The sequence below is a fragment of the Pseudacidobacterium ailaaui genome (assembly GCF_000688455.1).
GTDB classification, from domain to species: domain Bacteria; phylum Acidobacteriota; class Terriglobia; order Terriglobales; family Acidobacteriaceae; genus Pseudacidobacterium; species Pseudacidobacterium ailaaui.
Genome location: NZ_JIAL01000001.1, coordinates 234,323 through 260,066, shown reverse-complemented (window position 1 = coordinate 260,066; position 25,744 = coordinate 234,323). Strand labels below are relative to the sequence as shown.

Sequence of the window (25,744 nt, the reverse complement as noted above, 5' to 3'; positions counted from 1 at the left end):
AAATTCAGGCGGGGGTCCTCTGAAGCATTTACACTAGAGTTTGAGGACATCCTGCTTTGATTGGTAGTGCTCTTACTAAAATTTTCGGGACCAGCAACGAACGCGCGGTAAAGCGGCTGATGCCTGTGGTCCAGGCAATTAACGCCATGGAGCCGGAAATCCAGCGGCTCTCAGACGGTGAGCTTCGCGCGAAAACAGATGAATTCAAGGCCCGGATTGCGAAAGCCCGGGAAGGCATCGCGGATGCCGAGGAGCGCAAAGCGGCCGAAAAGCGTGCGCTCGACGAGGTATTGCCGGAAGCTTTTGCCGTAGTGCGAGAAGCAGGCCGCCGCGTTTTGAACATGCGCCATTTTGACGTGCAGTTGATTGGCGGAATGGTGCTGCATCAGGGCAAGATTGCAGAAATGAAGACCGGCGAAGGCAAGACGCTGGTCGCTACCCTGCCCTGTTATTTGAATGCACTGGCCGGTCACGGCGTCCATGTTGTGACGGTCAATGACTATCTGGCCAAGCGTGACGCCGAGTGGATGGGCAAGATTTATGAGTTTCTGGGCCTTACCGTCGGCGTCATTGTCCATGATCTGGACGACAACCAGCGTCGACAGGCCTACGCTGCGGACATCACCTACGGCACGAACAACGAGTTCGGCTTTGATTATCTCCGCGACAACATGAAGTTTGAGCTGGCCGACTGCGTACAGCGTGGCCATTACTTCGCCATTGTGGACGAGGTGGACTCGATCCTGATTGACGAAGCACGTACGCCGCTCATTATCTCCGGCCCAACCGACCAGACGACCGATAAATACGTCCGCGTAGACCGCATCATTCCGCAGCTTGTGCAGGGTGAAGAGATTGAGCGTGGGGAGGAGAAAATCCTTACCGGCGACTATGTCGTGGACGAGAAGCACAAGACCATCAGCGTGACCGATGAGGGCTGGGAAAAAATTGAAAAGCTCCTTGGCATTGGCAATATCGCTGATCCGGAAAACTGGGAATACAAGCACCACGTCGAGACGGCCATTAAGGCGCATTCTCTCTATAAGCGCGATGTGCAATATGTGGTGAAGGATGGTCCCCAGGGCAAGGAAGTCATTATCGTAGATGAGTTCACGGGCCGTCTGATGCCAGGGCGGCGCTGGTCTGATGGTTTGCACCAGGCCATTGAGGCCAAGGAAGGCGTAAATATCCGCCGCGAAGACCAGACACTGGCTACGATTACCTTCCAGAATTATTTCCGGCTTTATCAGAAGCTCGCCGGAATGACGGGAACGGCGGAGACCGAAGCGGCAGAGTTTGACAAAATCTACAAGCTGGAAATTGTCGTCATCCCAACCAATAAGCCGATGCGGCGTATCGAGCATCCGGACGTGGTTTATCGGACGGCGAAGGAAAAATATTTTGCGGTTGCCGACGAAATTGCGCGCCTGCACGAAAAAGGCCAGCCTGTCTTGGTGGGCACCACATCGATTGAGAAGTCGGAGCTGCTTTCGCAGATTCTTCAGCGCAAGGGCGTCAAGCACGTTGTTCTGAATGCGAAATACCACGAGCGTGAAGCCGAGATCGTCGCCCAGGCCGGACGCCTTGGCATGGTCACCATCGCCACGAACATGGCCGGCCGCGGTACTGACATTTTGCTGGGCGGCAATGCAGAATTTGTTGCCAAGCAGGAACTGGTGAAGAAGGGCATGGCCCGTGCCATCAGTGTGGCCGAGGGTGCTCTGAACCCGATGGCCGCTCCGGGCATGATGCGGTTTTACTACCAGGGCCAGGAGTTCGAGACGTCCCAGGAAAACTGGGACAAAACCTACGCTGTCCATGCGGCCCGAGCGCAGCAAGAACATGATGCTGTCATCGCTGCAGGCGGCTTACACATTATTGGCACGGAACGGCATGAGTCGCGGCGGATTGACAACCAGCTCCGCGGGCGCGCCGGGCGTCAGGGAGATCCTGGCGCATCACGGTTCTATCTCTCCCTTGAAGATGACCTGATGCGCATCTTCGCCAAAGAGTGGGTCTCCACTCTGTTGCAGCGACTGGGCATGGAAGAAGGCGTGCCGATTGAATCGCGCATGATCTCAAAGCGCATTGAGGCCGCGCAGAAGGCCGTGGAAGCCCAGAACTTCGAGGCCCGCAAGCACCTGCTTGAATACGACGATGTGATGAACAAGCAGCGCGAGGCCGTTTATGGACTGCGCCATCAGCTACTTGAAGGACTTGACCAGAAAGAGCTGATTCTTGAGGACTATGTTGCAACCATTCTGAGTAACGTTCTCGATGAGCACACTCCGGAGAAAATTCATCCCGAGCAGTGGGACCTGAAAGGACTGAAAGAAAAGCTCGTCAGCCACTTTGGCCTGGACCTGGATGCAGAGGGGATCTCGCTCACGGAGCTGACGCGGCACGAAATCGGTGAGACCATCTTTGAGCGCCTGAAAGAGCGTTATGAGGCCAAAGAGCAGGTCATCGGAGAGAAGCAGATGCGCTTCCATGAGCGCATGATTATGCTCAGCGTGCTCGATGGCCTGTGGAAAGACCACCTCTACAACATGGACCACCTGAAGGAAGGCATCGGACTGCGCGGCTATGGGCAGCAGGACCCGCTGGTGGCCTACAAGAAGGAATCCTTCGACATGTTTGAGGGGATGATGACGCGCTTCCAGGAAGACACAGTGCGCTTCCTTTTCCATATGCAGATTGTCGGGCCCGACGGGCGTCCTTTGCAGATTCCGTCCCGTCCTCGTCCTGCAATCCCCGCGGCCCCTCCGGTGGCTTCCGCAGAGGCTGCCCAGCAGCATCCCTCTTCTGCCGTGGCAGTTGCAGAGCCCCCGGCAGTCCCGATCCCCGTCCGCCAGCCTTCCACTACGATTGACGAGATTGAGCGCGAGTTCCAACGCAAAAAGCAGCGTGAACTTGAACAGGCCCGCATGGCTGGAAGCGGTGATGCTTCAGCGCCGGCCCAGCGCAGGACCGGAGAAAAAGTCGGGCGCAATGATCCCTGCCCCTGCGGCTCAGGCAAAAAATACAAAAAATGCCACGGTGCCAACGAGGGCTGAGTCGGCAGGAACGATCTCTAAGCAGTGACGGTCATTTCGGCAAAGGATCAGTCAGGCCCGTCTCCCACTCGATGGATAGGGCAAGGCTGGCGGTCGGTATTGTCTACGGCTGCGGTGCTGCTGCGCGCGGCTCATACGGCTCGATTCTGAGCATATTGCCCAGGATGGTCCGTTCCCGCGGAGAGAATTGCTGCTGGAAGCGGGAAGAATCGAGGACGGACTGGCGTTGTTCCGGGGGGACAGCGCGCAGGTCCTGAAAAGCGCGGCGCATGGCCGTCTGACGGTCTGCCGGCATTTGCTGAAATGCCTGGAGTGCCCCCCGCACATTGGCCTTTTGCTCCGGGCTCAGCCTTTCATACATCTCATTGCGCATGGCCAGACGCTGGCGGACCTGAGGCGGTTTGCTGTCCAGGGTATGGAGCCGGTTGAGCAGGCGCTGCTGTTGGTCCTGGGGCAGGTTTTTAAAGCCCGGCTCGCGGCGCAAGGCATCTTCCTGTTGCTGAGGGGTCAGGTTCTGGTGCCGGTTCAGCCACTCTGGCAGATGGCCAGGCCGTGCCTGATTTGTTGCCGGGTTGGCAAGACGAGGTTCGTTTTGCTGTGGAGCAGATGGCCGTGGCTGCGAACGCGGCTGCTGCATCCGCGGAGGAGGCGAAAAATGGGGCCGTGCACCAACACGCTGGGCTGGGGCCGACAACGAGAGAACCAAGCCAAAGGCCAGCAGGCTGGCAGAGACAAATCCGGTACGGTAAGAATTCCTACTCCGTCCGGCCGGATTTTTCTCTCTGATGACTTTCATGGATGTAACTTTCAGGGACCTCTTTTCGTCCGCTGGGACGAAGTGTAAAGCAAAATGAGGCAAAGCCCTGCATGAATTTCTCTTCCGCCCTACAGGTTATCAGGTGAAGCGCTGTTATTGTCCTGCCCGTTTTCATCCAGCGCGTTCAATTGCTGCAAGATCTGGGCATTTTCATCCAGCGATTTCAGGTCTTCGACGACGGCCGAAGCCCGGACCGGCCGGGAGCTTGTTGATGAGGACATCCATCCAGCATAGGTACCACCGCCAATAATCAGCAGAAGCGCCAATGCTCCTGCCGCCATGGGCCGCAAGTGCATATTGCTGCCATAAAGGAGGCGGGCTTGAATGCGCTCCCAGAAGCCAGCCGGTTCGGCGCGCTGCTCCTCGCGCAGCCGGGCCATCATCCGGGAATCAAAATAGGGTGAAGGTTCCGGTGCCTGCCAGGTGTCCATCAGCTGCATGGTTGCCCGCAGAGAGTCCAGCTCGGCGCGGCATCCGGCGCATTGGTCGATATGGTTGCGCACCTCAGCCGAAACCGTTCCGGGATCCAGAAGGAGGTCAGCAAGATTCGCTTTTACTTTACGGCAGATCATAAACATTTCCCCAATAACTTAAACAAACTCTTTAAGTCTTTCGCGCAAGGTCTGATAGGCGCGAAAGAGTAGTGATTTTGTTGCAGATTCGCTGAGTTTCAGGACCTCCCCAATCTGTTTGTAGTCCATGCCCTGATATTTGTGCATGAGCACGGCCATGCGTTGCCGTTCGGGCAGAGACATTACATGCTGGCGGATGGCGCGCATCCGTTCCTCGCGAACCAAGTCCTGCTCAACCGAGGGTGTGCTGTCAGCCAGATCGGGTGTCGTACCTGTCTCCGGATCGGGCTGGTCAAGGTAGACATTCTGCGCTGCCCTCTCATGTTTTGTATCTCGCGCATAGTTAACGCCGAGATTGGTCGCGATGCGGTAGAGCCAGGTGCTGAACCGGGCTTCCGCGCGATAAGTCTCGCGCGAGCGGTAGACGCGCAGGAAGACCTCCTGGGCCAGCTCTTCAGCAACCGCCTGGTTATGGACCATGCGAAACATGAAATGGATGATGGGCTTCCGATATTTTTCAATCAGATAGTTAAAGCCTGCCTCATCCCCCTGGCTGACCCGCAACATGATTTCCGCATCGCTGAGGGTGCTCCAGTCTGCGGCCCGTTCGAGCCGGATGGCATCGTTCCGGACCTCCTGAAAGATCGGTCGGTCAAGGGCTAGGGTTGCCATACTACTCATAGGAACACCAGTTTCTCCGGGAGGTTGCGGAGAACCGGAATGCGGAATCGGGTTTCCACTGCTTCCCCCGATCTCCGGAGGCAGGGGAGGGTTAATTTCCGGAGGGCCGGATGGGTCCTGATGCGCCATGAAACCTGCCTGACACGATTCTAAACAGGGAAAGGAGAAATTTGACTCAGAATCGGGAGAAGTTTGGCAAGGTCCGTGGTAGATGGTAAGCTAAGAAATGTCGATTCGGGCGCATAACTCAGCGGTAGAGTGCCACCTTCACACGGTGGAAGTCGTAGGTTCGAATCCTGCTGCGCCCACCAGATAAATCCCAAAATTTCAATCGCTTAGCCTGCGGACGGGTCCCCTTCTCAAAGCCATTTGCGTTTACGCAGGAACCAGAGCAGGGCGATAGTGCAGGCCAGCATCAGTCCGAGTACGATCCAGAGACCATGCTGGGCTTCTGAAGCAGGTAATCCTTTCACATTCATTCCGTAAATTCCTGAAATGACAAGTGCAGGCAGGGCGATGGTGCTGAGGATAGTGAGTACCTTCATGACCTGATTGGTGCGATTGGCCACGCTGGAGAGGTAGACATCAAGGCAGCCGCTGAGCAGGTCGCGCATGACCTCCACCTGATCTAAATTGCGCGCAATATGGTCGTAAATGTCGCGCAGGAAAGGCCACATATCGCGGCGGATATAGGGCGAATCTACACGCTGCAGATGAGAGCAGACATCTCGGGTATGGACAAAGATGCGGCGGAGATCAATCAAAATCCGCTTGATGGCGAAGATACGCGATAGGGTATGCGGGGTAGCGGCCTCCAGGGCCTCATCTTCAAGCGCATCGATGGCTTCGGTGTATTTGTCGAGGACAGGGAAGTATGCGTCAGCCGTGGAGTCCATGATGCGGTAGTAGATCTGGTCTGCACGGGAGATGTTGTTGGCCGTTCGCAGCCGTTCCAGGCGCTGCTGGGTATCTTTGTCATCGGGTTCAAGGATGGAAATCAGGAAGTCGCGGCCCAGAAACAGGCAGATATCATGTGTCTGAATGCCGGTGCTCTGTGACTCAACGCACTGGATGACAGTAAAGAGATAGTTTTCACCCTCTTCGATTTTCGGGCTCTCCAGGTGCTGGCGGCAGTCCTCAACGTGGAGAGGATGCAGGTGGTATCGCAGGGCCAGCTCGTCAAGCTCAGGACTGTGTGCATCCAGGACAGTGTGCCATTCCATACGCGCTGGAAGCATTGTAAAGGCTGTATCTTCCGATTCTGGAGCGATTTTTCGTAAATCTCAGGCAACGTGCGCGAACAAGTGAAAAATGATGGTCCATTCCTCTATAGTGAAGTCAGTTGACTCAGGGAAGGAACGAAGCGTGGACGAGTTTCCAAGAATTAAACGGCTGCCGGCCTATGTTTTCAATATCACGTCGGAGCTAAAAAATGTTGCCCGCAAGCGCGGCGAAGACATTATTGACTTTGGAATGGGCAATCCTGACGGGGCAACGCCGCAGCACATTGTGGACAAAATGATAGAAGCGGCGCGCAAGCCGGAAACCCACCGCTATTCCTTATCGCGGGGCATTCCGCGGCTTCGCAAGGCAATCTGCCATTGGTATCAGGACCGGTATGGAGTGGCGCTGGACCCAGAGACGGAGGCCATTGTCACGATTGGCTCCAAGGAAGGGATTGCGCACCTTTGCCTGGCCACGCTCGATCAGGGAGATGTGGTCGTGGTGCCGAATCCAAGCTACCCCATTCATATTTATGGGCCAGTGATTGCTGGTGCGAACATTCACAGCGTCGCGATTCATGATACGGAAGAGTTCCTGGCCCAGCTTGAGCGGAACATTCCACTGATGTATCCGCGTCCGAAGATGTTGATTCTGAACTTTCCAGCAAATCCCACGACACAGTGCGCCGATATGCACTTCTTTGAGCGTGTGGTGGCTCTTTGCAAGGAGCAAAACATCTACCTTGTGCACGACCTGGCGTATGCCGACATTTGCTTTGATGGATATAAGGCCCCGTCTATCCTTCAGGTCCCCGGGGCAAAGGACATCGCGGTCGAGTTTTTTACTCTGTCCAAGAGCTATAACATGCCGGGATGGCGCGTGGGCTTTATGGTAGGAAACAAGGCGTTGGTCGGTGCGCTGGCCCGCATCAAAAGCTACTTTGATTATGGAACCTTTGCACCGATCCAAGTGGCCTCAATTCTGGCGCTGGAAGGGCCGCAGGAATGTGTGCAGGAGATCTGCGAGAATTACCGCAGACGACGCGACGTCTTGGTGCAGGGCCTCAACCGTCTGGGGTGGCAGGTGCCTTTGCCCAAGGCGACCATGTTTGTGTGGGCACCCATACCGGAGCCATACCGTGCTCTTGGTTCACTGGAATTTTCAACGAAATTGCTGAAAGACGCCAAGGTTGCTGTGAGTCCGGGAATTGGGTTTGGAGAGTTCGGCGACGGACATGTGCGGTTTTCTTTGATCGAAAATGAAGAGCGCACGCGGCAAGCATTGAGGGGAATCAAGCAGATGTTTCTGAAAGATGGCTTGCTGTCGACGGTTGGAGTTTGAATTGTGACCGGACCGGGGCCCTTCAGGCAGTGGCGAAAGCACTCCGGTCCAGGAGTTATGTTCCGGTCCCCCGGATGACGACCAAGGCCGTGCGCATCAGGATCTTCAAATCCAGCCAGAAGCTCCAGTTTTCCACATAGGCGGTGTCCAGTTCGATATATTTCGCGAAGGAGGAATCCTGACGGGCCTGGACCTGCCAGAGACCCGTAAGCCCTGGGGTAACTTCGAGGCGACGGAAGTGTTCCAGCTCATATTGCGCCACTTCACTTGCGATGGGTGGACGCGGCCCCACAATGCTCATTTCTCCACGTAAAACATTAAAGAACTGGGGCAACTCATCCAGGCTGTATTTGCGCAGAAAACGCCCGACGCGGGTGATGCGTGGGTCATTGGAGATCTTAAAGAGAATGCCGTCACGTTCGTTGAGCGCGACAAGCTCTTTTTTCTTTTTCTCCGCGTCTTTCACCATGGTGCGGAATTTAAAGCAAGGGAAGACGCGACCACGTTTTCCAACGCGCTCTGAGATGTAAAAGATTGGTCCTGGGCTATCCAGGCGCACGGCCAGCGCCACGATCACCATCAGAGGGGCAGCAATGACCAGCGCAAGGGTGGAAAAGAGGATATCGAAGATACGCTTAATGACTGTGGAAAAGAATTTTGAGCGTGTGCGATGCAGCGAGGTAACAGGATAAACCCCCAGATACTCGATGGAGGAATTTGTCGCCAGATCGCTGTAGAGGCCCGATATGGTGCGTACGTCGATTCCCAACTCGCGGGCCTGTTCAAGCAGGCCAATGACCTCTTCACTAGGGAGTGCCTGGGCGATGACAACCTCATCAATAAAATGCAGGCGGGTGAGCTGATGCAGCCGGTCCAGGGTGCCCAGCACATCTGTGACGACCGTGTGCTCGTCGGTATGTAGGCGACCCGGGGCAATATGTCCAAGGAACCTGTACCCAAGCCTGTAATTGCTGGCGATGTGCTGACCGAGTGCGTGGCTGAGGTAATTGTTCCCCAGCACGACCACATTCCTGGTGCCAACACCTTTTTCAAAATTGCGATAGCGGGCAATCCGCAGGCCTGATCTCCATACGCTGAGTGAAAAGGCGCTGGTGCAAATCAGTAAAACCACTACAGTCCGCGATGCAATGTTCCAATGGGCCAGGTACAGACCGCCACAGAGCAGGAGCCCGGCAGTCAAAGTGGCCTGGACGACCAGTCTTAACTCATGTGTGCCACTGAAAGGACGAGTCAGATTGTATAGTCCATAACGGCGGCAAACAAAAAGCAAAGAAAGCAGGAACCACCCAAAAAATGCATAGTATACCGGTGCTTTTAACAGGCTTAGAGAGTGAAATTCACCATAGCCCGGCAAAAACCTGACCTTGAGCACCAGTACAAAGGCAAACGTCAGGGAGATGACCAGTACATCGCTCAGCATTAAAAGGAGCTTGGGGGCGAAAGCCGGACCAGAGATCCGGTTATCGGGAACCACCAGACTGGGCAATGCCTCTACAATCTGCTTTCCAGCTCCGGTATTTTTCCGAATGTATTCTGATGTGGCCATTGCAGTCGCGTCACCCTGAAGAGAGCGTTTTAGCTTTCCACGAAATCGTGGCTTACCAAAAATGAGGGGGGTGTTATTTTTATTTACTTTTCTACTTGGGCCCCAGATGTGAAGCAGTCAGATACTTGAAACCCAAGTCGACAACCTTTGTTGCTCGATCAGTTAGAGTCTTAATCTTAACACGCATCGGCAGGTAAAAACTGCCGATATTCATGTAACTTCTAAAGTAACAAAAGTCAACACCCTAAAATATGCTGGGGACAGGACAATCAGGGGCGTAAGTTTTTCATAACTTCCTGACTCCTTATATCCTACCCTTTTGATTTCAAGTTCTATCAACGGAACATGAAAAAGTAGAAGAATTTATCCGGGAAAAAGCTTTTATTTGTTCTCGAAGCCGCGTGAGACGATCCGAGGAAATGCGGCCCTGCGGACCCGGTTGCTGAAAAACCCCGGTCTCCAGAACACGTTTTTCTGCTTGCGTGATACGCCTGCGAAAGGCGGGGGACTTTTCTGCTTCTGAAAGGACTGCTTCATAAGCAGTCAGAACCAGGGCCGGATTTCTGCATATTTCTATCAAGTCCGTCCCTGCGGCGATTGCGGAAATAACAGCGTCCTCGATCTGCAGTTGCTTTAAAATGCCGCCCATCTCCATATCGTCGGAAAGAACCAGGCCTCGATAGCCCATTCTTTGTCTTAAAACACCTGAAATCCAGAATGGTGATATGGATGCTGGCTGCATCAGGCCGGATGCCCGAGGGTATGCAGCATGAGAAATCATTACTATCGGCAGGCGCTGCGCAAGAACGCGGAAAGGCAGGAGGTCGTTTCTCCACATGTCTGGCCAGGAGCGCTGAATCACAGGGGTGTCGTGATGGGAGTCTAGCTTGCCGCCGCCGAGGCCGGGAAAGTGTTTCCCGCAGCCCAGAATTCGTTCTGCTTGCAACCCAGCAAGAAAGCCAGAGGCGTAACGGACGACGTCATCTGGATTAGCAGAAACCACGCGGGTCCGCATGACTGCGCAGGATTCCGGGAGGGCCAGGTCAAGCACGGGGGCCAAGACTGTATTGAAGCCCAGCAGTTTTGCTTCTTTGGCAATCAAACGGCCATGCTCTCTGTAGTGGACCGGATTTCCGGTGGCAAATACTTCAGCGGCAGAAGGCATAGGCGCAATGAGGTCGCGGAGGCGGTCGACCAGGCCGCCTTCAAGGTCTACACAGCGCAGAGTAGGACTGCCGATGACTTTGGAAGCTTCGCGCAACAGGGCCGCGGTTTGTCTTGCTTCCTCAATGTTTCTGCGGAAGAGGATGACTCCGGAGGGGCGGACCAGCCTGAGCCAGGCACGTTCTATGGAAGTAAGCTCCGTGCCTTCCAGGCCGACAAGAAAGAGGCGGCCTACCTGGCTCCGCAGAGTTGTTTTCATGCTTTTGCGCCTTTGATTTCGTTCTGCAGCTCTTCAAGAAGGTTGAGCGCCTGCAAAGGCGTCAGGGTGTTGATGTCCGTTTCCATCAGGCGGTCCACGACGCGCTGGGAAAGAGGAGTGAACATGGTGAGCTGCAAAGGTGCAGAGGTTTCAGCAGCAACATTGTGGCGCTCTGATCGCTCATGCTGTTTTAGTATCTGGCGGGCCCGCTGGATGACCTCAGAAGGTAGTCCAGCAAGGCGGGCCACATCGATGCCATAACTTTTATTGGCCGGGCCGCGTTCGATGGTATGAAGAAAGACAATGCCTTGCGGGGTTTCCTTTACGGCCACGCGAAGGTTTTCAAGACGCGGCAGTTGTTCGGCCAGGATGGTCAGTTCGTGGTAATGCGTAGCAAAGAGCGTGCGTGCACCAATCTTTGCGTGCAGATACTCAAGAGTGGCCCATGCCAGAGAGAGGCCGTCAAAGGTGGCGGTCCCGCGTCCCATCTCATCCAGAAGGACCAAAGATCGGTCAGTTGCGGTATTGAGGATGGTTGCGGTCTCGGTCATTTCGACCATGAAGGTCGAGCGGCCCCGTGCGACATTATCGCTGGCACCGATGCGCGTGTAGATACGGTCCACGAGTCCATAGCGCATCTGTTCGGCGGGCACGAAGCACCCCATCTGGGCCATGATGATGAGAAGCGCGGCCTGCCGAAGATAAGTAGATTTGCCGCCCATATTAGGACCGGTCAGCAGCAGAATGGCGGGTCCTTGCACATCGAGATAGAGATCATTGGGCATAAAACGTCCCTCTCCGCTTTTTTCCATCAGGCATTCTACGACCGGATGACGGCCGGCGGCGACTTCCAGGACGGCACCGGACAGAAGCTGAGGGCGTTTGTAATTGCGGAGGGCGGCCAGATGCGCGAAGGCCGACAGCATATCGACCTCTGCTACGGCAGCACTTGACTTGCGGATACGGCGGGCATGTTCGAGGACATTTTTGCGGAGCTCCCCGAAGATGCGTTTTTCGATTTCAATCGACCGTTCGTGTGCGGTCAGTACCTTTGTTTCGTATTCCTTCAGTTCCGGGGTCGTGAAACGCTCCGCGTTGGCCAGGGTCTGTTTGCGCTCGTACTCGGGCGGAACGCTGGCAAGGTTGGCCTTCGTCACTTCAATGTAATAGCCAAAGACTGAATTGAAGCGTACCTTGAGGGACGCGATGCCCGTGCGAGCACGCTCGCGCTCCTCAATGGCGGCAATGGACTGGCGTCCACTCTGGCTCAGGCCATGGAGTTCATCGAGTTCTGCGTCCACGCCAGGTGCAATGACACCACCGTCGGCGAGCGTTACGGGAGGATCAGGACGGATAGTCTTCAGGATCAGAGAGCAGACGTCCTGCAAGGGGTCAATCCGATCTGCGAGATGCTTCCAGAGAGTGGTGTCCAGCTTTGCCAGCGTTGTTTGTAACTGTGGAAGGTACTGAAGGGAAGAGGCGAGGGCCAACAGGTCGCGCGGTCCTGCGTTGTCCAGAGAAATGCGGGCCAGCATACGCTCCAGATCAAGGATTCCGCCCAGGCAGCGCCGGAGTTCTTCCCGCTGAAGGAGATCGCGCAGGAGCAGGGAGACGGCCTCATAGCGCTGCTCAATGAGTGCTTCTTCCAGTAACGGACGCAAAATGGAAGCGCGCAGCAGCCGCTTTCCCATGGGGGTCAGGCAGGCATCAAGCGTATGGAAGAGTGTTGTCTCCTTGCCAGTTTCATGGAAGACCGGTTCTACCAGTTCCAGATTTCGTACCGTTACCGGGTCCAATTGCAAATATTCGGCACGCTCATAGAAACGGATGCTGTCAATATGGTCAAGCTCTGTACGCTGGGTCTGGCGCACATAATGCAGGAGAGCACCTGCGGCGGTAGCTGCTGCGGGATGGTTCCCAAGGCCGAACCCATCCAGTGAGGCCGCGCCTAGCTGCCTTTTCAGCAAGGGAACAGCATAGTCCCGAGTAAAGACCCAGTCCTCGATCGAGGTCTTGGTACGGATGCGATCCAGGGCCGGGACATTTTCCAAGCGGGCAGAGGCGGGCAAAAGCACTTCACTTGGAGTGGCCTTTTCCAGCTCGTCGAAGCACTGGGCCACTGCCTGTGGGCCGGTAAACTCGGCTGCGCGGAAGTCACCTGTCGAGAGGTCCAGCAGGGCAAGTGCAGCAAGATTCTCTTCAGTATGGACTGCAGCGAGAAAATTGTTCTGCTCGGAGCCCAGGGCAGGATCCACCGCGGTGCCTGGGGTAAGCACTCGTGTGACTTCGCGGCGGACAATTTTCTTTGCCAGCTTCGGGTCTTCCATCTGCTCGCAGATGGCCACCCGGTAGCCTTTGCGCAGCAGGCGCGCAATGTACGTTTCTGCTGCGTGGTAGGGAACGCCGCACATGGGCTGGGACTTTTCCCTGTCGCGAGCAGTCAGAGTCAGCTGAAGCTCACGAGAGGCAATATGGGCGTCTTCAAAAAACAACTCGTAGAAATCACCCAGACGGAAAAAGAGCAGGGCATCAGGATGCTCGCGTTTGGCCGCGGCGTACTGGCGCATCAGCGGCGTCTGGGCCGCATCGAGAGACTGGTGAGTGTTTTCCGTCACAGGAAAAGGCAAGAATATCGCATATGCCACTGTGCATTCATCCGGAAGGATTGGAGACGGGGAAAGACTAATTTCAGTCGCCCTCGGCACACGGCCCCGCTTTATACTGAAGTATTACTCCATGTTTTTGCTTTGGCTCAGAGTAGCGGCGGCGCTGTATGGAGCGGCCAGCGTGTCGGCTTTGCCTGCAGTGTTGGGCGAGCGCCCCAGATGGCAGAAAGCATGCCTGCTCCTGACTGTCATGGGATGGTTGTATCATCTGGTTGCCATCGTGGAGATTCTGGTTGCTGCACATCGGTGGATGCCGGTTGGAATGCATGAGGTGCAGGCGGCCCTCTCGCTGCTGATTGTGGCTGCTTTTCTGTTAATTTGGCTCCGCTATCGGACCATTTCCTTTAGTGTTTTTGCCCTTCCGCTGGCTTTTTTCCTTCTGCTGATGCCGGCTCTTGGACCGGACCGTCACACATTTTCTTCGCCTCTGATCCGGAGCGGATGGATCTACATCCATATCGCTTTATTGCTGGCTGCTTATGCCGCGCTGATTTTTAGTCTGCTTGCAAGTCTTTTGTACCTTGTGCAGGAGCGCAGATTGAAGAACAAGCGTACGCCGGGTTTTCTGGAATGGCTGCCGCCGCTGGACATCATGAATCAGATTGCCCAGAAGGCTTTGGTTGTTGGTTTCTATTGCATGACGGGCGGCCTGCTGATTGGCTCTCTGATTGCCCAGGAACACGTTGGCGCTACTTATTTTCTTGATCCGAAAGTGGTGCTGTCGTTTGTCATGTGGGTGCTGTACGTCATCATGATCTTGGTGCAGCGCTCTACCGGTCTGCGCGGACGCAGAGCGGCCTATCTTTCAAGCGCCGTTTTTCTGCTGATGCTTTGTGTGTGGGCGGCAAACTTATTCAGTTCGGTCCACAGGTACACCACACCATGAATCTTCTACTGACCGGCGTGAACCACAAGACAGCTCCCGTCGAGTTGCGGGAGCAGCTTGCCATTGCGCCGGACCGGCTGGGAGAGGCGACGCACGCCTTGCACCAGTTTCCTGGAGTAAGTGAGGCCATGGTTCTTTCCACCTGCAACCGGGTGGAACTGATCGCCTGCCACGAAAACGGCAGTCCGGACCTGCTGCATTTTCTGCACGAATTTCTCCGTGTGGACATTACGGAGATGCGCCCCCATGTATACGAATATCGTGACCGTGAGGCGGTGCGGCACCTGTTTCGTGTGGCCTCCAGTCTGGACTCCATGGTGGTGGGTGAGCCGCAGATTCTGGGCCAGGTGAAAGAGTCTTACAATGTGGCGCGGGAAGTGGGCGCAGTGCAGACCCACCTGGCAAGGCTGCTGCAGTCTACCTTTACCGTTGCCAAAAAGATCCGCAGTGAAACACAGATCGGAAACTCTTCGGTTTCGATTGCTTCCGTAGCGGTGGACCTGGCGAAAAAGATCTTTGGTTCGCTTGATGGAAAGCGCATTCTGCTTGTGGGGGCGGGAAAGATGAGCGAGCTGGCGGCCCGACACCTGATGCAGCAAGGTGCCCATTCACTGCTGGTTGCTAATCGCACCTTTGATCGTGCATTAAGGATTGCGGAGCAGTTCCAGGGCCATGCCGTACGCTTTGAAGATCTTTATGGGACGGCCGACCAGGCAGACATCATCATTACATCGACCGGATCGCAGCAGCAGATTTTCCGGCGCGAGCACGGACAGCAGTTTCTGCACAGGCGGCGTAACCGACCGATGTTCTTCATTGATATTGCCGTACCGCGGGACGTGGACCCGGAAATGAACCGCGTGGACGGAATCTTTCTCTACGATATTGATGACTTGCAATCTGTGGCTGCCTCTCATCTTGCCGACCGGGTGCGGGAGGCACAGCGTGCCGAAGAGATCATTGCAGAGGAAGTACTGCGCTTTGAACGGAAAGCTCAGGTGTTAAATGTAGCCCCGCTGATTGTCGGACTACAGAATGCGGCCGAAGAGATGCGGCAGGCTGAGCTGCGCCGGGTCCAGCAGAAGCTACAGTCGCTCACAGCAGAGCAGCAGGCTGCGGTAGAGTCCTTAACTCGCGGGCTGATGAACAAGTTTCTCCATTTGCCGATGCAGGCCGTCAAGGCTGCCGCAGCGGAAGCAGATGCGGTGATGCTTGAAGTCCTGCGTGATATCTTCGGCCTGTCACAGGACCAGAAGATGGAAGATACATCCGAAAAAGCGGAAAAGGATGAGGAGCCTGCCGTGCTTGGGGGGCGGAAAGCACGCTGATGGTCCGTATCGGTTCACGGGGGTCACAGCTAGCTCTGTGGCAGGCCAATTATATTGCCGAGAAGCTGCGCGAGGCGGGGCACGATGTCTCGATTGAGATCATTCGTACCACCGGAGATGCGCGACAGAATGTGGCCTTTCCCGCTGTCGGTACGAAGGGCATGTTTACCAAAGAGATTGAAGAGGCGCTACGTGAGCACAGGATTGATCTTGCGGTACACAGCCTGAAGGACCTGCCTACAGAACTTGATCCGGCTTTTACCATTGCCGCGATTCCGCAGCGGGAAGATGCAAGAGACGCTTTTGTATCCATCCAATACAAGTCATTTGCCGCATTGCCACCTGGCGCCCGTATCGGCACCAGCAGTTTACGGCGACAGGCACAACTTCGCGCCATACGACGGGATGTGGAGATTGTTGAATTCCGCGGCAACGTGGATACGCGTCTACGCAAGTTGCAGGACGGACAGGTGGATGCAATTGTGGTGGCCGTTGCTGGACTGGAGCGGCTGCAATGCACAGAGTGGATCCAGGAGCGCTTTTCGCCGCTGGATCTCTGTCCGGCTCCAGGACAGGGTGCGTTGGCCATTGAAACATGTTCCGAGGACATGCAAACGCGCAGCCTCCTTGCCTTCCTTGAGGATGAGCAGACCCGTTATGCGGTCACGGTGGAACGCACGGCGCTCGGATTGCTGGGCGGAGGCTGCCATGTTCCGATTGGTGTGTACTGCCGAAATACGCAGCAGGGTGTCGTTGTGACCGGAACGGTAGCGCATCCGGAAGGATCACCCATGGTGCGCGTAGAGCTGGATCTCCAGAGCGCAATGAGTGCACAGCAACTGGGTCAGCTGATGGCGGAACGGCTGCTGGAGCAGGGGGCGCGGAAGATTCTGGGAGCGGTCCAACTGTGAACGTACAACCGCTGAAAAACAGGACCATTCTTATCACGCGGGCCAGGCAACAGGCGGGCCGGCTGAGCAGGGAGCTGCAGGTCTTGGGTGCGCACGTCATCGAAATCCCTGCCATTGAAATTGTTCCTCCAGAATCGTATGCGCCGCTCGATACTGCTCTGCGTCATATGCAAAAGTATGATTGGCTGATTGTCACCAGCGCCAATGCTGTCAGAGTGCTCGGCGAACGGATGGCAGCCGTTGAGAAGTCGCCCGAAGAGTTTGCACACATAAGGTGCGCTGCCATAGGACCAGCAACGGCTGAGGCACTGCGCGGCCTGGGCCTTCCGGTGGCCCTTGTTCCAGAGAAATATATTGCAGAGTCTTTCGCGGAGGCGCTCCGCGGCCATGTGGCCGGAGCAAGCGTCCTTCTCATACGCGCTGCGATTGCGCGTGACGTTATCCCCGATGAGCTAAGAAAAGTAAGCGCGAAGGTGGACGTGGTGGATGCATATCAGACCGTACTACCGCCAGCATCCGTTACCAACATGCGGAAAATTTTTCACCCCGACCAATCGCGGGATTCAATAGCGAAAAGTAGCGCCAGCTTGCCCTTGTCCGCATTGCCAGATGCTGTAACGTTTACCAGCTCTTCGACTGTGACCAATTTTTTCCAGCTGCTAAAAAATGCAGGAATTGATTTTCTGCCCAGGCAAGTGAAAGCAATCTCCATCGGCCCCATCACTTCTACTGCTCTGCGGGAGCATGGATGGGAGCCTGCGGCAGAGGCCGATCCTCATAACGTTGAGGGGCTGGTCCAAGCAGTCATTTCTTCGCTCTCTCCGCGTTAAGACAGGGCTTCGCCCTTCCGGGATCGGGCAGAGCGAGGCCATCTGCAGATCCTGAGACATCGGTCAAGGTGTTGGTGTGCGATAGACGATGCCATCTTTCATGACAAAATTCACTTGTTCCATGAGCGTGATCTGTTCCAGTGGATTGCCAGGCACAGCGACAATGTCGGCCAGCTTGCCCGTTTCCACTGAGCCAAGCTTGTCATCAAGGTGCATCAATCTTGCAGCCTGCAAAGTGGCACTTTGAATTGCTTGAGAGGGAGTCATTCCATCCCGTACCAGTACGGCAAACTCTTTTGCCGGATTGATGCTCCAGGGGAAGGCACCCGCATCAGTACCAAAGGCGATTTTGATGTTGGCCTCCATTGCACGATGCATGGTTTGAGCGTGGGTTTTGATCATCTGTTTATAAACGGGGTTGCCGTCGCTGGCGCGGCCTTCGGCTACTGCCTCCAAAGCATACGTTGTAGGCACGTACCAGATGCCCTTCTCGGCCATGGTCTTCAAGTCTTCCGGTGCGATATAGTCGCCGTGCTCAAGTGTATCCACACCTGCTGTGACTGCGTTGTGAACGCCGTGCAGGCCCATGGCGTGTGCTGCGACCCGGTGGTTTTCACGATGGGCCTCATCGACGATTGCGGCCAACTCATCGGGCGTGAATGTGGGAATGTCGTCAAGCACACCGTCGGGGCGCATGAAGTAGCCGCGGTCCACGTATACTTTGATCCAGTCAGCGCCATAGGACAATTGTTCGCGTACGGCCCTGCGGCATTCTTCCGGGCCATCGCAGATCTGCACGCCATGCGGAACAGAGATTCCATAGGCATATCCGAGCAGGGGATAGGCCCCAGTCACGTCCAGCGCACGTGTCGCCACCTGCATTCTTGGGCCGGGAATGACGCCCTGCTCGATGAGGTGTTTGATGTCTACGTCAGCATAGAGGGCGCCTTCCGTTTCCAGATCGCGGATGGTCGTGAATCCATAATTTAGCGCCTTGCCAGCGGTCACGGCGCCAAGAATCGCGCGATATGCAAGTGACTGCTTCAAAAGCTGGTCGGCATACTCTGCGGCCGTTGCGTCGCCCTGCAGAAGCACGTGAGTGTGCGTGTCAATGAGGCCGGGAAGGCAGGTTTGCGTGGAGAGATCGGTGATCTCAGCTCCCGATGGCAGCTGTTCCCAGGGTGTTACGCTGATGATTTTGTTTCCCTGTATCTCAATGGTGACATGCTGGCGCAGGGTTCCGTTTGTGCTGTCGAAGAGCGATCCGCACTTTAGATAGCGGGAAGGAGTTTGCGAGTGGACGAGGGCAGGGAAGAGCAGAACGAGAAAAAGAAGAAAGCGGCCAGGAAAATCTTTCATGGCCGCGAAGATATCACAAGAGGGGCCAACCTGCCCTTGTTTTACTTCGTCACATCGAAACTGGTACTCAAAGGTGTATTCTCGGACGAGTCACCCACGTAGACCTTGAACTCACCCGGATCCACACGCCAGTCATTCGACTTTGTGTCCCAATAGGCGAGGGCACGATGGTCGAGCGAGAGAGAAATGTGCTTCGTTTCTCCCGGGTTGAGACGTACCTTTTCAAAACCCTTGAGCTCCTTTATCGGGCGCTCGACCTTCGCCGAGGGGTCACCCACATAAAGCTGGGCTACGTCCGCTCCCTCGCGCTGACCTGTATTGGTCACGTCAAAGGAAACGGTGATCTTGCCTTCGCTGGAGGCCTGACTGGGGGAGACCTGTAGGTTGCTGAAGGAGAACGTCGTGTAGGACAGTCCAAAACCGAACGGGAAGAGAGGCTTTCGATTTCGACTGGTGTAGTAGCGATAACCGAGAAAGACACCTTCGCTGTATCTGACATGCGGTGTTTGGCCCTGGGGAACCGGTGGCGCATAGTAAGAATCGTGGGTTGGATTGTCTTCCCAGGAGCGCTCAAAGCTGGCCGGTAGATGGCCTTCAGGCGAGCGTTTTCCATAGACAATCTCTGCGAGCGCTTGGCCGCCTTCTTCTCCGGGATACCAGTTGTGCAGCAGGGCTGGGACTTTGTCAATCCAGCGGCGCATGTCCACACCGCCTCCACCAGTAATCGCAACGATTGTATTTTTATTGACTGAGGCTATCGCCTCAATGAGCTCGTCCTGTCCCCAGGGCAGGGCGAAAGTGCGGTCCATGCCCTCGCTTTCTGTTGAAGGATCAAAGCCTACCGAGACCAGTGCAGCATCAGACATTGCTGCAATCTTTTTTGCTTCGGGTGAAACAAGGTCGTCTACGGCCAAAATTCCGACCCCGGCCAGAACGTGGTTTCCATCCGGTATGTAGTCGAATTGAATATGGACCGGTTTGCCGGCGGTCAAGAACAGTTTTGTAGACTGCGGGGCCTGCCCTTCACGGTGCGGCTGTTCCAGTACCTGCCTGCCGTCCACCATCAGTTTCCAGGAATCGCCCCAATTGCCTGCTGCCACAACAAGGTAATCTCCCGTTTTGTGGGGAAGATAATCGGCCGTGTATCGGATGCTGTGTTTGCCCTGGCCGGGGGGAGTAAATTCATGCGCTCCCCAGGAGTCAATATGCTTGACCTGCGTGACTGTGGGGATGCCGCTGAAATTTGGATTGTCAAATGTTTCGACCTTTACCGTCGGCTTGCCAAACCAGTCTTCCCAGAAGGGATCGGACGATGAGGTCATGGACTGGTCTGTGCCGAAGTGCGTGCGTTGGAACAGCTCTTTTGTCGTAGGGATTCCTCTTGTATACAGCACTTTGATCCCGGAACCCTGGTCGTTCGTCAACCCGCTCATGATGCTGATCGCGGAATAAGGTTCTACCTGGGAACTTCCGCCTGCGCCGGGTACGGCAGGCCAGGCATCGGGGCCAATCACGGCAAGGGTCTTAATTTTTCCCGATTCAAGCGGCAGGAGGTTGCCATCATTTTTGAGCAGAGTAATGCTCTCTCTTGCTTCATCCAGTGCAACGGCGCGTCCTGAAGGGTTGTCATAAGGAATGCTCAGGTCGGTCTGGTCTCGGTCTAGAAAGCCGAAGCGAAGCGATGTCCGGAAGATCCGTCGAACTTTGTCATCAATGGTGGCTTCAGAGACCCTTCCGTCCTTGATTGCGGGCAGCAGGTTTTTCCGGTTCATGAAGGCGCCAGAGGGCATTTCAAGGTCGAGACCACAGTTGGCCGCGCCGACGGCATCATAGGTTGCCACCCAATCTGACATAAGGATGCCGTCAAAGCCCCAGTCTTTTTTGAGAATGTCATTGTTCAGATGGCAGTTCTGCGTTGCATGAACACCATTCAACAGGTTGTAGGAATTCATGACTGCGCCGACGTGGGCCACTTTGACAGCAGCTTCAAAGGCAGGCAGATAGATTTCCCGCAAAGTACGCTCATCCATATCAGAACTCACATTGTGGCGATCATATTCCTGATTGTTGGCAGCGAAGTGCTTAACTGTAGCAATGACACCCTGGCTCTGCACCCCTTCAATGTAGGGGACTGCAATGTGTGCGGCCAAAAAGGGATCTTCGCCGAAGTATTCAAAGTTACGCCCACCCATCGGCGCGCGATAAATATTGACGCCGGGTCCAAGTAGAAAGTGGACGCCGCGCGCCCGCGCATCCTGTCCAATGGCGACGCCCATGCGTTGTGCCAGCTGTGGGTCCCACGTTGCGGCCAGACCGATACCGGCAGCATAGGCCGTGTCGGGCCCCCAGGTGCGGACCCCGTAAGGACCATCAGACATCTTGAGGCGTGGAAACCCGGCGGCCTCTTCCGAGCGGATGTACATCCCATCCACGCCGCCGATGAGGTCAATTTTCTCTTCAAGCGAGAGCTTTTTGAGCATGGAATCTGCTTTTTGCTCAATCATAGGACTGTCCGGCACCGGGGCCTGAGCATGGACAATGCAGGAACAAGCAGAAAAATTCAGCAGGAGCAAAGCGGTCAGATGAAACGGTTTACGCAAGACGTTCCCTCCCAAAATTGAACGGAAGCCAAAGGCTAACAAACAAACGCTGGATTTGGGAAGAAGGGGGCGGAAGAAAGAAATTGAAGTCCGCGTTCCGCCATAGCAGCCATGGCAAGCAAAAGCGAAGTATGACGAAACGCGGAAGGTGGTTCTCTTACATCTCCAGAACAGCGACCCCATATTTAGGCAGATCCACGGATGTACGTCTCACATGAGAGGAGTCGAGCAGGTCAGTCATGGCTTGAGGCAGGTCCACATGCGCCGCCGTCTGGTTGTGGTTGATAAGAACCAGCACGGATTTTCCTGCACCGGTGCGCTGGCAGACTTCGACGCCCTCAGGTACGTTTTGCAGGACTGGCCTGACACCGCTTTGCTCAAGCAAGGACGAGGTAAGTTTGGCCAGCAGAGCAGCATCGAGCCATGCGCCTACATACGTAATGCTGCCTTTACCCACTTTGCGGGTTATCACCGCAGGCTGGTTGTCGAGCCATCCATTGCTCGGACCGTAACTGAGCAGAACATGAGTGTCTGGGGATTTCGTACTGAGCTGCTCTGCCCAGAGAGAGGCCGTCCCTGAGCCGAGTTCTCCATTTACAGGGACCGCATTGTCCAGAGCATAAAACTGTTCAACGCGCCCGCCGAGAGCGTCTACCAGAGGACCCGGCTGGCGTTCAATATGGAGTGCATTGTATTCGTCTTTCATGCCGGAACGCGGTCCAAGCACAAGATTCCCTCCCTGCTTTACATAGGCAAGCAGGTGGGCGGCGACATCCTGGGGGAGGACATTCAGCCCGGGGGCCACAACGAGCTTATATTTGTCGAGCGGAGCGCGCACAGAAATGACGTCGACAGCCTGTGCCTGATTGCGCAAGGGCGTATAGAAAGCAAGCATTTCGGCCACTGGGTCAAAGTTCCGGTTATGGCGTTGGAAATTGATGGCCCATCGGCTGTCGTAGTCATTGATGAGGGCAACGGCAGATTGGGGAGCGGTTCCTGCGAGCGCCTGGCCCACCTTCTCAAACTCCTCACCGACCTGTTTTACCTCATCGTAAACAGGAACGGGAGTACCGTCAGCCCCGACCAGAGTGCCGTGGTACTGCTCCTGTCCATTAAGGGCGCTGCGCCATTGCCAGTATTCGACAGCCTCAGCGCCATGGCCAATCGCCTGCCAGGCCATGTCGCGCACCTGGCCACGATCAATGGCGGCATTCACAGGACGCCAGTTTACAAAGGCCGGCTGGGTTTCCATGACCCAGAAGTTTTTGTTCTTGAAGCCGCGGGCCAGGTCATGCCGGGCGCCATTGTCGATGTAATCATATTGGCTGCCGACGTAGTCATCCCAGGCAGCAATGTCGAGCACAGAATGGACCACATACTCATCAAATCCATCAAACCATCCCATCGTATTGGTTGTGATGAATTGGCGTTTGTCGGCATGGGGGCGAATGGCGCTGATTTGATTTTCAGAGTAGCTTTTCCAGGTATCGCTGACGAAATGCTTCCAGTCCAGCAGGAGTCCGGGGTTTTCGCCTTCCTGGCGCACGGGGATTTCGTCAAAATTGTCGTATGTCTGGCTCCAGTAGGCTGTGGTCCAATGCTGGTTCAGGTTTTCAATCGTACCGTATTTCTTTTTGAGCCAAGCATGAAACTGGGCCTTTGCCTCGGGATCAAAGGAAGGAGCAGCGTATTCGTTATCCAATTGCCAGCCGACCACGTTCGGGTTGTGACCATAGCGTTCCGCCATCTTTTCGGCGATGTCATGTGCAAACTGGCGATACCGTGTACTGGCAAAAGAAAACTGCTGACGGTTGCCATGTTCATCGCGCACGCCGTTCTCATCTACGCGCAGCGTGTCCGGATATTTGGCTGTAAGCCAAGCCGGAGGTGCGGCCGTTGGGGTCCCGAGCACAACACAGATATGGTGTTTGGCCGCCAAAGCGATGGCCCGGTCAAGCCAGGCAAAGTTGTATTGGTTTTCGGCGGGTTCCATGGTGCTCCAGGCAAACTCACCCACGCGGACGAGGTTGATGTGGGCCGCTTCCATGAGCGAGAGATCAGCGTCCCAGCGCGATTCAGGCCATTGCTCGGGATACCATGCCGCACCGAGCAGGAGAGGGGGTTTATCAGGATAGGAGGTGGCCTGGGCAGAGAGGGTGATGGGAAGTATTGCAGTGGCGGCAGAAAACAGCAGTGCGGAGAGCATCGACTTCATGTAACCGGTTTCCTCCAGAATCACCCTGCTCCGTGAAAGGAGACAGAGTTGGAATTAACGAATCAGGATGTCCGCCGCAGGATAGCTGATTCCATCTATTTTTGCATCTATGTGCGGCAGGGTGGGTGTTCGAGTCAGGATTTCAATGCGGCCATTCATCAGCAGGGCCGTATCTTCCACTTTGGCACCGCGAATGCTGGGATTCCAGGCCAGCACCTGCGGTTCGGCAATTTGTTGCTGGCCGCCTGGTGCGGCCACCCACTCGCGTTCCAGATATCCGGCGGGGCCCCCCTGATGATGCAGTTTTTCTTCACCAGAGAAACCAGCTTCGCGATAGGCGCGCTCAGCCACGGCATATAACTCAGCGGAGGTCGTACCTTTTTGGCTGGCATGGAGTAACTTGGCATGGATGTCAGCACAGGCTGCAAAACCATGGATCAGGTCCCTCGGAGGTTCTCCAAAGTGTACAAATCTGGTGATCGAGACAGCCAGCCCCCACTTGCGTGCGCAGAGATTCAGCATTCCGAAACGCTGCAACACGCCTCCCCGGGCCACCGCATGTTTGTATTTGCGGATACGGTCGTCGGTGGCCATCAACAATACAGTGGGCAGGATACCCCGGGAGAGAAGCTTTTGGGATACCAGCCCCGACATCTCTTCTTCCGTGATCCCTGGTTCGAGTTCCCGCAGGGCCACAGCCGTAACTTCAGCTGCCTGCTGAGCCAGCCAGCGGAAACGAGAGACTTCTGCATCGGTAAGGGGAGAACGCAGCAGCGAAAGATCCACAGACGGAAGACCATCCATCGGCAGATCCGTAGCAACTTTACCCGAGCCGACAGTTTTACGGACCATCTCGTTTATTGTGTTTTCATACCATGGAGTGATGATCGGTTCATAATCCAGGCCTGTAAACTCCTCGTCGGCCAGCCGCCCAGCTTCATTATTTGTAGTCAGGTAGAATTTGCGTCCATCGCGCAGCAGAAGCAGGGACGCAACGCCGCTTTCTGCTGGGATGGCCACAGTCGTCTCTACCTGTCCGCACGATACCCAAGCAATGTTTTCATTTCGGCGGAGGAGGATAGCATCCAGCTGCCTTGAATCCATCCACTCCATGAGTCTGGACAGCTTTTCATTTTTTTCATTGTGAAGCTGTGCTTCTGAGCAGAGGGAGACAAGAAAACTCTGGGTGGGGGAGAGTGTCTGCTGCATTTGTCCAGTCATGTACTTGTAGTAAAGCGATTTCCTTCAAGGATTTCTAAGGGACAACTGTACATGGTACGAGGAAAGAACGCAAAACCGAAATCGTAGGAAGGGAAGGCTGCCCCATGCGTTGCTTCGAAAAACGAGAAGCAATGCATGGGGACAGAAAATGCAGGGGAGAAATTAACGCGCGGGCAGAGTCAGTGAATTTTGGAGTCGGAAGCTGAGCACGGTTTCAGGAGCCAGCGTGATTTCACGGTTGTTTCCGGTCAGCCCGGCACCCGCCGTTCCCGCTCCTGCACCCGCGAGAGCGCCGATGGCAGCGCCTTTGCCGCCCCCGGCGAGACCACCGATGATCGCGCCAAGACCTGCACCTCCGCCCACCATGGTGGCAGTACGTTTGCCTTTGCCTGTGCTCTGCTGGCTGAAAGTAGTCGTGTCTATGGGATAGCTGTTTCCGCGAACGGTGATGGACTGGAGGGTGAGGGAGAGGACCGCCGCACCTTTAAACCTTCCCGCAGATTTGGCATCAGTTACTGTGCCGGTGACGGTTGATCCAGCGGGAATAGCCGTGACTCCACCCACGACTACGGAATTTGCCAGGGTCCCGGTGAAGCTTTCACCTGCGGCACTGGTTTTGGAGCTGAGTGTTGTGCCCAAGCGCACTGAAAGAGGGGTCCCGGCGGGTACAACGATGGGTTGGGGTGCCGGCGCAGGTGCTGCTGCCGGAGCCGCTTGTTCGCGTGACCGTGCCCGCTCCCGCTCCCTGGGGGCGGAAGGAGCACTCTGCGCTTCTGGCTGAGCGGATGGAGCAGCGGCGGGTTGCGACTGCGGAGGTTGTTCCTGATTGTTTGCAGACTTGTTGCATCCGGAGAAGAGCAAGCCCGTGGATAGCAATGCTGTTACCAGAAGCTGATGGCGGATCATACCTGTTTCACCCTTTCTTCGCACTGGTGGATGGTGCAGATGCATCGCACGAAGATTACCACTCTTTTGGAAGCTCTGCCTACAGAGTTTGATGAAATTCAGATTGTAGAGAAAAGACGACAACAACCCGCGAGTGGCCAT

General features: G+C 55.5%; 19 protein-coding genes and 1 tRNA gene. 8 read left to right on the top strand and 12 right to left on the bottom strand.

Translation table 11 applies throughout. The features are described from left to right. Positions 1 to 56: 56 nt before the first annotated feature. Positions 57 to 3,056 carry a preprotein translocase subunit SecA gene (gene secA, locus N655_RS0101060; RefSeq protein ID WP_026441500.1) on the top strand — a complete coding sequence of 1,000 codons (3,000 nt, stop codon included), beginning with the start codon at positions 57 to 59 and terminating at the stop codon, positions 3,054 to 3,056. Between the two features lie 103 nt (positions 3,057 to 3,159). Here the strand turns inward: secA and N655_RS0101055 are convergent, their stop codons facing one another. From N655_RS0101055 to N655_RS0101045, 3 genes are all read right to left on the bottom strand, one after another. Beyond that, positions 3,160 to 3,852 (bottom strand): DUF3106 domain-containing protein, encoded by a 693-nt coding sequence (locus N655_RS0101055; RefSeq protein WP_026441499.1) that lies wholly within the window; start codon positions 3,850 to 3,852, stop codon positions 3,160 to 3,162. A gap of 89 nt (positions 3,853 to 3,941) precedes the next feature. After that, positions 3,942 to 4,445, bottom strand: a complete 504-nt coding sequence (locus N655_RS0101050; RefSeq protein ID WP_026441498.1) for an anti-sigma factor family protein — start codon at positions 4,443 to 4,445, stop codon at positions 3,942 to 3,944. Between the two features lie 18 nt (positions 4,446 to 4,463). Then, positions 4,464 to 5,117 (bottom strand): RNA polymerase sigma factor, encoded by a 654-nt coding sequence (locus N655_RS0101045; RefSeq protein WP_081823501.1) that lies wholly within the window; start codon positions 5,115 to 5,117, stop codon positions 4,464 to 4,466. Between the two features lie 245 nt (positions 5,118 to 5,362). Here N655_RS0101045 and N655_RS0101040 point away from each other — a divergent pair. Then, positions 5,363 to 5,437 (top strand) — tRNA-Val (locus N655_RS0101040). Between the two features lie 48 nt (positions 5,438 to 5,485). Here the strand turns inward: N655_RS0101040 and corA are convergent. Then, complete coding sequence (corA, locus tag N655_RS0101035) at positions 5,486 to 6,364, bottom strand: magnesium/cobalt transporter CorA (protein ID WP_238324417.1); 879 nt, start codon at positions 6,362 to 6,364, stop codon at positions 5,486 to 5,488. Positions 6,365 to 6,491: 127 nt separating this feature from the next. Between corA and alaC the strand changes: the two genes are divergently transcribed. Next, positions 6,492 to 7,691, top strand: coding sequence for an alanine transaminase (gene alaC / locus N655_RS0101030; protein ID WP_026441495.1), 1,200 nt, complete (start codon positions 6,492 to 6,494; stop codon positions 7,689 to 7,691). 55 nt (positions 7,692 to 7,746) lie between these two features. On the opposite strand, the gene N655_RS16650 is transcribed toward alaC, so the two are convergent. The 3 genes from N655_RS16650 to mutS all read right to left on the bottom strand — a co-directional run bounded on the left by N655_RS16650 (position 7,747) and on the right by mutS (position 13,248). Then, positions 7,747 to 9,258 (bottom strand): sugar transferase, encoded by a 1,512-nt coding sequence (locus N655_RS16650; RefSeq protein WP_049961177.1) that lies wholly within the window; start codon positions 9,256 to 9,258, stop codon positions 7,747 to 7,749. 325 nt (positions 9,259 to 9,583) lie between these two features. After that, on the bottom strand, positions 9,584 to 10,681 hold the full coding sequence (nagZ, locus tag N655_RS0101020) for a beta-N-acetylhexosaminidase (protein ID WP_026441494.1): 1,098 nt from the start codon (positions 10,679 to 10,681) through the stop codon (positions 9,584 to 9,586). Further along, positions 10,678 to 13,248, bottom strand: coding sequence for a DNA mismatch repair protein MutS (gene mutS, locus N655_RS0101015; RefSeq protein ID WP_044935037.1), 2,571 nt, complete (start codon positions 13,246 to 13,248; stop codon positions 10,678 to 10,680). The genes nagZ and mutS overlap by 4 nt, the downstream gene beginning before the upstream one ends. Positions 13,249 to 13,417: 169 nt before the next feature. On the opposite strand from mutS, the gene N655_RS0101010 reads away from it, so the two are divergent. From N655_RS0101010 to N655_RS16640, 4 genes are read left to right on the top strand one after another with little or no spacing between them, the layout of a single operon-like run. Further along, positions 13,418 to 14,233, top strand: coding sequence for a cytochrome C assembly family protein (locus tag N655_RS0101010; protein ID WP_026441492.1), 816 nt, complete (start codon positions 13,418 to 13,420; stop codon positions 14,231 to 14,233). Continuing rightward, on the top strand, positions 14,230 to 15,561 hold the full coding sequence (hemA, locus tag N655_RS16645) for a glutamyl-tRNA reductase (protein WP_044933760.1): 1,332 nt from the start codon (positions 14,230 to 14,232) through the stop codon (positions 15,559 to 15,561). The genes N655_RS0101010 and hemA overlap by 4 nt, the downstream gene beginning before the upstream one ends. Beyond that, positions 15,561 to 16,472 (top strand): hydroxymethylbilane synthase, encoded by a 912-nt coding sequence (gene hemC, locus N655_RS0101000; RefSeq protein WP_026441491.1) that lies wholly within the window; start codon positions 15,561 to 15,563, stop codon positions 16,470 to 16,472. The genes hemA and hemC overlap by 1 nt, the downstream gene beginning before the upstream one ends. Further along, positions 16,469 to 17,302 carry a uroporphyrinogen-III synthase gene (locus N655_RS16640; RefSeq protein ID WP_049961176.1) on the top strand — a complete coding sequence of 278 codons (834 nt, stop codon included), beginning with the start codon at positions 16,469 to 16,471 and terminating at the stop codon, positions 17,300 to 17,302. Before hemC ends, N655_RS16640 begins: the two co-directional genes overlap by 4 nt. Positions 17,303 to 17,365: 63 nt before the next feature. Here the strand turns inward: N655_RS16640 and N655_RS0100990 are convergent, their stop codons facing one another. Together N655_RS0100990 and N655_RS0100985 are read right to left on the bottom strand one after the other, a co-directional pair. Then, entirely contained in the window at positions 17,366 to 18,661 is a 1,296-nt protein-coding gene (locus N655_RS0100990; protein ID WP_049961175.1) for a metal-dependent hydrolase family protein, read from the bottom strand. A gap of 41 nt (positions 18,662 to 18,702) precedes the next feature. Then, the gene (locus N655_RS0100985) at positions 18,703 to 21,261 is read right to left on the bottom strand and encodes a beta-glucosidase (protein WP_026441489.1); all 2,559 of its coding nucleotides are present in this window, start codon (positions 21,259 to 21,261) and stop codon (positions 18,703 to 18,705) included. Between the two features lie 17 nt (positions 21,262 to 21,278). Here N655_RS0100985 and N655_RS21135 point away from each other — a divergent pair, with 17 nt between their 5' ends. Next, on the top strand, positions 21,279 to 21,479 hold the full coding sequence (locus N655_RS21135; RefSeq protein WP_432757642.1) for a hypothetical protein: 201 nt from the start codon (positions 21,279 to 21,281) through the stop codon (positions 21,477 to 21,479). On the opposite strand, the gene N655_RS0100980 is transcribed toward N655_RS21135, so the two are convergent. The 3 genes from N655_RS0100980 to N655_RS16630 form a co-directional block, all read right to left on the bottom strand. Next, positions 21,419 to 23,476 carry a beta-galactosidase gene (locus N655_RS0100980; RefSeq protein ID WP_026441488.1) on the bottom strand — a complete coding sequence of 686 codons (2,058 nt, stop codon included), beginning with the start codon at positions 23,474 to 23,476 and terminating at the stop codon, positions 21,419 to 21,421. The two genes, N655_RS21135 and N655_RS0100980, sit on opposite strands and share 61 nt — an antisense overlap. Positions 23,477 to 23,530: 54 nt before the next feature. Continuing rightward, entirely contained in the window at positions 23,531 to 24,589 is a 1,059-nt protein-coding gene (locus N655_RS19600; protein WP_285222257.1) for a M24 family metallopeptidase, read from the bottom strand. A 270-nt stretch (positions 24,590 to 24,859) separates the two neighbouring features. Next, complete coding sequence (locus tag N655_RS16630; protein ID WP_049961173.1) at positions 24,860 to 25,603, bottom strand: hypothetical protein; 744 nt, start codon at positions 25,601 to 25,603, stop codon at positions 24,860 to 24,862. Positions 25,604 to 25,744 lie beyond the last annotated feature (141 nt).